The sequence below is a fragment of the Nonomuraea sp. MG754425 genome, assembly GCF_021699195.1.
Lineage (GTDB): Bacteria > Actinomycetota > Actinomycetes > Streptosporangiales > Streptosporangiaceae > Nonomuraea.
In genome coordinates this window covers 1-3,809 of sequence record NZ_SSXE01000363.1, presented here as the reverse complement: position 1 = coordinate 3,809, position 3,809 = coordinate 1, and the positions used below count along the sequence as shown (strand labels likewise).

Genomic DNA, 3,809 nt, shown 5'->3' with positions numbered 1-3,809 from the left:
CCGCTGCGCGAGTCGTTGTGGGAGCGGCTGCTGGTCGTGCTCGATCGGTGCGGACGGCAGGCCGAGGCGCTGGCGCTGTACGAACGGCTCCGCCGCCGGGGGCCTGCCAGCCGGTCACCACCGTCGGCCGTTCGGCCAGGGCGCGGGTCAGCGGCACGGTGACGGTGGTCGTGCCCTTGCCGGACACCGTCACGACACGGCTGCCCGCCGTGCCCCGCGCGTCCCGGACGAACAGGTGCGCCTCGCCGCGCGCCGCGGCCCGGAGGGTGACCCGCACCGCGTCACGGCCACCGGAGGCGGAGACGACCTGGCCGGTCTCCGAAGCCCGGGCCGCGGCCCCGCCGGCCGGCGGAACGTGCACCCGTACCGACTGCTCCAGCGACTGCGGCGAGTCCAGGCTCGACAGGGCCGTGTCCGGGATCACCGGGTCGGGCGGGGTGACCGGGCGGTCCGGCGGCGGCCGGTAGCCGGGCAGGGTGGCCACGCCCCAGCGGTACGGGTCGCCCTGCACACCGCCCCACGTCGACCAGCCGATCCGGGTCTGGCCGGTTCTGTCCTGGGTGTCGGAGTCGTAGACCAGGATGTTCAGCCCCAGGTGCTCGGGATCGACGGCGCCGGGCAGGATCTCCATGGGGATGGCCATCTCCACCGTGTACGCCCCGGCCGCGACCTTGGAGGCCACCCGCATGCCCGGCGCGGTCTGCCCGCCGGGGCCCTGGCGGTTGTCGGCGTCGCGGAGGTGGCAGGGCGGCCCCTCGGCGGTCACCGGCAGGACGGCGGCCTTGAAGGTGGTGGAGGTGTTCTCGGACGTGCCGCGCGGATCGAGGGTGACCTCCACCGAGTCGGTACGCCAGTGCCGCTTGCAGTCGGAGGCGGCAAGCCGCGTGCCGAGAACGTCGTCCCGGACGTGGACCAGCACGTACAGCGTGTCGTCGTGCCAGGCGAGCTTGGCCGTGCCGGAGCAGTCGGCCGCCGAGGAGCAGGCGGTGCCCTCCCACAGGCGGGAGATGTCGAGGGCGGGGCCGCCGTACTCGCCGTCGGTCTCCGCGCCGTCCACGTCGGGGGCCGCGGCAGCTTCGGGCACCGAGGCGGCCGGGACCAGCTCCAGGGCGGGGCGGCTGGTGGTGGAGCCGTCCGCGCCTGAGGTGGTGAGGGTGTAGGCGTAGTCGCCGCCCTCGTTGGAGGTCTTCAACGTGGGGTCGGAGTTGGTGACGGTGAACGGCAGCGTCGTCGTCGCGCCCGCAGCCAGCCCGCTGTACTCCGCCTCCGCGCGGTCGGCGGTGAAGCCCGACGGGAGGTCCAGGCGGACGGTGCCCGAGGCGGGCGCGTCGCTGACGTTCGTGACGGCGACGCCGACCTGCCTGGTGCCGCCCGACGGGAGAGTGAGCACGGGGGTGACCAGGCCGCGCAACTGCGGCGCGCCCACCTCGGAGGTCCACTTCTCGTACTGGGCCACCTGGGGGAGCGGCTGCTGCGCGCCCCGCACGGACCGTCCGACCTCCACCTGCCGGTCGGTGTAGCCGCCGCCCCGTTCGGTGGTGAGCGTCGCGGCGACGCGCGCCCGGCCGAGGGCCGCATCCCGCGGCGGGGTCACCGTGAACGTCGCCGAACCGCTCCGCCCGGCAGCCAGCCTCCCCAGCTCACCCGAACCCAGCTCACCCGAACCCAGCTCACCCGAACCCAGCTCACCCGAACCCGGCTTGCCGGAACCCGGCGCCCTGGCTCCGGTGCCTGGCTCGCCCGTGGCGGGGTCGCCTGTGGCAGGGTCGCCTGTGGCAGGGGCGCTCTGATCGGCGGCGGAATCGCCTGGTGCGGGGCTGACCTGCCAGCCCTCCGGGACGCTCAGCGTGACCGACGAGCGGCCGAGCGGTTCGCCCGGCGGTGCCGTCGCCGTGACCTCGACCGTGAACGGCGTGCCGGGCCGGACGTCGAACGAGCCCGTCCGCAGCCCGAGCCGGGTGCCGAGCGGGGCCGTGCCGGCGGCCCTGGTCAGCGCGCCGTCGAGGATGGCCGTCGGGGCCGCGGCGGCCGGGCTGCCCGGCGCGGGGAACGGCACCCGGGCGTCCACCTGGGTGAAGAAGTCGCAGCCGAGCTGGGCGGGATCGGACGGCACGTCGGGGAAGCCGGCCCAGCCCTGCGAGGCGTACGTGCGCTGCGCGTCGCGCTCCACGGCCGCCCACGTCCGGCCCAGGCCGGTCGAGGCGCGCCCGCTCCACACGCCGAACGCGTTCTGCGCCGCGTTGGCGGGCCGGAACGTCGAGGCGCAGGCCGGGCCCGTCTGCGAGGTGCCGCGCGCCCCGCCGGTCAGCAGGCGCGCCGGCGCGAAGGGACGCAGCCCCTCACGGCTGATCTGCTCGGGGAACGCCTTCGGGTCGCCCGCCGCGTAGAACGCCTCGACGGCCAGCCGGGCGGCCTCCTGATGGTTGCCGTGGTTGCCCGGCGTGGGCGCCGGGTCCATGGTGAGCAGGATCTCGGGACGCGTCTGGCGCACGAGCCGGACGACCTTCTCCAGGGTGTCGCCACCCCACACCCGGTCGGTCAGCGGCGCGCTCACCGTGTAGTAGAAGTCGACGTCGTCGAGGTTGAACACCTCGCTCACGCCCGCCTTCCCCACCGCCGTGCGCTCCTCGGCCTCGCGCAGCAGCCCGAGCGCCGGGCCCTCCTCCGGGCCGACGGCGTTCCCGCCGCCCTCGCCCCTGGTGACGGTGACCACGCCGGTGCGGACGTCGTGGTCCTCCTTCCACTGGCCGAGCGTCGAGAGCGTGAACGCCTCGTCGTCGGGGTGCGCGCCGACGAACAGCGCGTCGAGATCGACGGGAGCGGCGGCTCCCCCGGCCGTGGCCGACGGTGACGCGGCGGCGGCCACGGCTGGTGCGGAGGGCAGGAGCGCGAGCGCCATCGCGACGGCCATCGCCGCCGGACGACCTCGGCGGAGAGCCCTGAGGTGCATCGAACCTCCCGTTCTACTCGCGGACCGCCCCCTGGAGCAGCCCGCGGACGAAGTGGCGCTGCAGGAACAGGTAGAAGATCACGACCGGCGTGGCCACAATGACCGAACCGGCCGCGAGCAGGGTGAACCCGGAGGTGTACTGCCCCTGGAAGAAGGCCAGTCCCAGCGGCGCCGTACGCAGCGACTCGCTGGTCACCATGATCAGCGGGATGAGGAACTCGTTCCACGTCCACATGAACACCAGGACGATCAGCGTGACGATCGCGGGCCGGGCCGCCGGTAGCAGGACCTGCCACAGGATGCGCCAGCTCGACGCGCCGTCGATGCGGGCCGCCTCGACGATCGCCCGGTTGGAGGCCAGGAAGTACGCCCGCATCCAGAACGTGCCGAACGCCACCGACAACGCCACCTGAGGCAGCGTGATCGACCAGAACGTGTCGATCAGCCCCAGCGAGCGCAGGTCGAAGTAGAGCGGCACGGCCACGGCCTCGCTCGGCATCATGATCCCGAGCATGAACAGGTAGAACAGCAGGGACCGGCCGCGAAAGCGCATGGTGCCGAACGCGTACCCGCTCATGATCGACAACACGACGCTGACGACCACGACGAACACCGACACCGCCAGGCTGGTACGCAGGTACGAGCCGAACCGGCCGGCCTCCCAGGCCGCGGCGAAGTTCGCGAGGCCGGCCGTGTCGCCGCTGTCGGCGGGACCGAGCGCGGCCGCCAGGATCACCACGATCGGGTAGAGGGCGAAGGCGGCGAACGCCGACAGGATGACGTAGTTGGCCACCCGCTCCCCACGCGAGATCACGAGGCCCTCCCACCGGCGCGACGTGAGATCACGAGGCCCTCCCGC

Annotated in this window: 2 protein-coding genes and 1 pseudogene; 1 reads left to right on the top strand and 2 read right to left on the bottom strand. The window is 74.0% G+C overall.

Annotated features, from left to right (window positions below; all coding sequences use genetic code 11):
- Positions 1-36 precede the first annotated feature (36 nt).
- A complete protein-coding gene (locus tag FAF44_RS56585) occupies positions 37-162 on the top strand; it encodes a hypothetical protein (protein ID WP_368857803.1) in 126 nt (41 codons plus the stop codon).
- A gap of 367 nt (positions 163-529) precedes the next feature.
- Here the strand turns inward: FAF44_RS56585 and FAF44_RS52435 are convergent.
- Together FAF44_RS52435 and FAF44_RS52430 are read right to left on the bottom strand one after the other, a co-directional pair.
- Positions 530-2,899, bottom strand: a pseudogene (locus FAF44_RS52435) (sugar-binding protein); the annotation flags it as partial.
- 64 nt (positions 2,900-2,963) lie between these two features.
- The gene (locus FAF44_RS52430; RefSeq protein WP_237110992.1) at positions 2,964-3,764 is read right to left on the bottom strand and encodes a carbohydrate ABC transporter permease; all 801 of its coding nucleotides are present in this window, start codon (positions 3,762-3,764) and stop codon (positions 2,964-2,966) included.
- Between the last annotated feature and the right edge of the window lie 45 nt (positions 3,765-3,809).